Source organism: Sandarakinorhabdus rubra, from assembly GCF_010994245.1.
Lineage (GTDB): Bacteria > Pseudomonadota > Alphaproteobacteria > Sphingomonadales > Sphingomonadaceae > Sandarakinorhabdus > Sandarakinorhabdus rubra.
The window spans coordinates 1-3,048 of sequence record NZ_WMHO01000270.1 but is presented as its reverse complement, the minus strand read 5'-3'; the positions used below and the strand labels follow the sequence as shown (position 1 = coordinate 3,048).

The 3,048-nt window shown below is 69.0% G+C and carries 3 protein-coding genes and 1 pseudogene; 2 read left to right on the top strand and 2 right to left on the bottom strand.

The window, feature by feature from the left end; translation table 11 throughout:
• A pseudogene (locus GJV64_RS13135) lies at nt 1-381 on the top strand (alkaline phosphatase family protein); the annotation flags it as partial.
• A 66-nt stretch (nt 382-447) separates the two neighbouring features.
• A complete protein-coding gene (locus tag GJV64_RS13130) occupies nt 448-1,656 on the top strand; it encodes an acyl-CoA dehydrogenase family protein (protein ID WP_164157778.1) in 1,209 nt (402 codons plus the stop codon).
• Here GJV64_RS13130 and GJV64_RS13125 read toward each other — a convergent pair.
• Together GJV64_RS13125 and GJV64_RS13120 are read right to left on the bottom strand one after the other, a co-directional pair.
• Nucleotides 1,653-1,976: a hypothetical protein gene (locus tag GJV64_RS13125; RefSeq protein ID WP_164157777.1), complete on the bottom strand. Its 324-nt coding sequence runs from the start codon at nt 1,974-1,976 to the stop codon at nt 1,653-1,655. The genes GJV64_RS13130 and GJV64_RS13125 overlap by 4 nt on opposite strands.
• 65 nt (nt 1,977-2,041) lie before the next feature.
• A complete protein-coding gene (locus tag GJV64_RS13120) occupies nt 2,042-2,839 on the bottom strand; it encodes an enoyl-CoA hydratase/isomerase family protein (protein WP_164157775.1) in 798 nt (265 codons plus the stop codon).
• Between the last annotated feature and the right edge of the window lie 209 nt (nt 2,840-3,048).

Below are 3,048 nucleotides of genomic sequence, written 5' to 3'. Positions count from 1 at the left end.
GATGCGGCGCTGAAGGCCCGGGTGGCCGTCGTGCTGGCCAGCGTGGCCGCCGATCCCGCCGCCGGCATCGACCGGATCATGGATGATGCCGCCATCGCCGCGGCCGGCGGCACGGCCGACGCCGCCTTCTGGGTGAACTGCAAGCCGGGCTGGCTGATGGGCGGCAGGCTGAACGGCGTGCAGGGCGAGCCGACAGCCACGCGCGGCATGCATGGCTATTTCCCCGACGTGGCGGCAATGCGCGCGACGTTGATCGCCAGCGGGCCGGGCCTGCCCGCCGGGCGTGACCTTGGCGTGATCGACATGCGCGCCATCGCGCCGGCGGTGGCGGCACGGCTGGGCGTGACGCTGAAGGACGCGGAACGGCCGGCCGCCTTCTGACCCCCCAAAAGGGCCGGTTTCGCCTGTTGCCCGGCGCCGTCATGGTGGCTGCAAGGGAGAGCAGCGATGCAATTGGCCTGGAGCGCCGACGATCTGGCCTTTCGCGACGAGGTGCGCGCGTTTCTTGCCCGTGAATTGACCCCCGATCTGAAACAGGCGGCGGCCGGCATGACCAGCGTCTATGCGCCGCCGCACATCGCCATTGCCTGGCAGAAGAAGCTTCACGCACGCGGCTGGGTGGCGCCCAGCTGGCCGATCGAATGGGGCGGCTGCGACTGGAGCGTGGCGCGGCGCTACATCTTCGCGCGGGAAACGACCGAAGCCGGTGCGCCGCCGCTGTCCCCCATGGGGCTGGGCATGTGTGGGCCGGTGCTGCTGCATTATGGCACCGAGGAACAGAAGCGCCGCTTCCTGCCGCCGATGCTGGCGGGTGACGAATTCTGGTGCCAGGGCTATTCGGAGCCAAACAGCGGCTCCGACCTTGCCTCGCTGCAGATGAAGGCGGAGCGCGATGGCGACCATTTCATCTGCACCGGCCGCAAGATCTGGACGACGCACGCCCATTATGCGGACTGGATCTTCTGCCTGGTGCGCACGAGCCGGCTCGAGAAACCGCAGCTGGGCATCACGTTCTTGCTGATCGACATGAAGAGCCCCGGCGTCAGCGTACGCCCGATCATCTCGCTGTCAGGCGAGCATGTGCAGAACGAGGTGATCTTCGACGAGGTGCGGGTTCCCGTTGCCAACGTGGTCGGCCGAATCGACGACGGCTGGACGGTGGCCAAGTATCTGATGGAGTTCGAGCGTGGCGGCCACGCCTATGCGCCCTCGCTGGTCAAGCGGGTGGACAGCCTGGTCGTCCACCTCGCCGAAACGCGCCAGGCGATGCCTGGCCGCATCGCTGCCCTGCGCGCCGAGATCGAGGCGCTGGATGCACTGGAGCTGCAGTTCAACGCCGGGCTTTCGAACGGCGCCGCGCCCGGACCGATGGCCTCGGCCCTCAAGATCCTCGGCACCGAACTGTCGCAGCGGCTGACCGAGCTGGAGGTGGAGGCGGCGCTGCCGTGGGTGGCGGCCCATCAGCCCCACCTCACCCTGCCAGGCGGCGATGTGCCCGGTTTCACTGCGCCGGCCGATGGCCTGGGCGTGGGGCCGGCCTGGGCGGCGAAAGCCTTCCCCAAATATCTCAACGACCGCGCCGGCTCCATCTATGCCGGTACCAACGAGATCCAGCGCGGCATCCTCTGGCAGTATCTGGCGCGCCGCAATAACTAGCGACCCGCCAGCAGCGTCTTCACGTCCGGGCAGCGGCCGCTCTGGATGAAGAGGTAGATCGACAGGAACAGCGCCCCGCCCAGGAATGCAACGAGACCCAGCGCCAACCCGGCCGGGGTGAAGCCGTGCCGCCACGCCACCCACAGGCCCGACAGGGTGAGCATGAAGGCGAAATCGAGGTTGAACTGGCCCTGCCAGCCGCCACCGGCAATCGCCTCGAAGAAGGCCGGGAACAAATTGGGCTCGGCCAGCAGGATCGGCACGCTATAGAGGGTCAGTGCCGCGAAGATGAGGACGGCAAGAATGCGGATCAGCGCCATGGCTCAGGTCTCCTTCACGGCCCGACACTGGCCTGCACAGGTAGCCGCCGCAATTACCTGAGGCGTCAATTCCCGGTGAAGCGCCCCGGCCGCTTGTCCCGGAAGGCGGCCACCGCCTCGGCAAAGTCGGCACCGCGGGTGGCCAGCAGCCATTGATCGGCATCGGCGTGCAGCACGGCAGCATCCAGCGCATGGGCAACCGCGTTGATGCTGCGCTTGATCATCTGCACGGCCAGCGGCGGCAGCGCGGCATAGTCGGCGGCCGTGGCAAGGGCGCGGGCGTCAAGGTCGTCAGCCGGCACGATCTCGTCGATCAGGCCCCAACCGGCCAGCGTCGCGGCATCCACCAGCGCGCCGCTCATCACCAGCCGCTTGGCACGTGCCGGGCCGACCAGCGCCACCAGCGGCCCCAGCGCGTTCCACATCAGCGGGATGCCGATCTTCACCTCGCCATAGCCGAGCCGGGCGGCGCTGGCGGCAATACGGAAATCGCAGGCGGTGGCGATGCAGGTGGCGCCGCCGGTGGAGATGCCCTGCACGGCACAGATGGTCGGCTGATCAATGCCCATCAGCGCCCGCATCACCCGTGCGCCCAGCTGCGCCCCGCGCCGCGCTTCGGCCAATGTGGGCCCAAGGGCAGACGGCGCGGCCTGGCGGGCTTCCATCTCGCCGATGTCGGCCCCCACGGAGAAATCATTGCCGTTGGCGCGCAGAACCACGGCACGCACGTCACCCGCACCGCGCAGGCTGTCGGCGATGCGCTCCAGCTCGGCCAGCATGGCCTGGGTCAGCGCGTTGCGCTTCTCCGGCCGGTCGAGCGTGATGATGGCGATAGCTCCTTGGATCTCGAGCGTGACGGCCATGGCGATTCCTCCCCACGGCCCAGCCTGCCGGAAACCGCGCGATAATCCCAGCCTGTCCAAGCCCCGAGGCCGGGGCTAGTCTGTTGGCGATGGATGCGGTGCTGATCGATCAGGTGTCCCGCCTGCTGGCGCGGGAGGCGAGCGAGGATCGCCTGCGCGCCGCCCGGGCCGGTGCCGCCGTGGCGGGCTGGGAGGCGCTGGCCGATGCC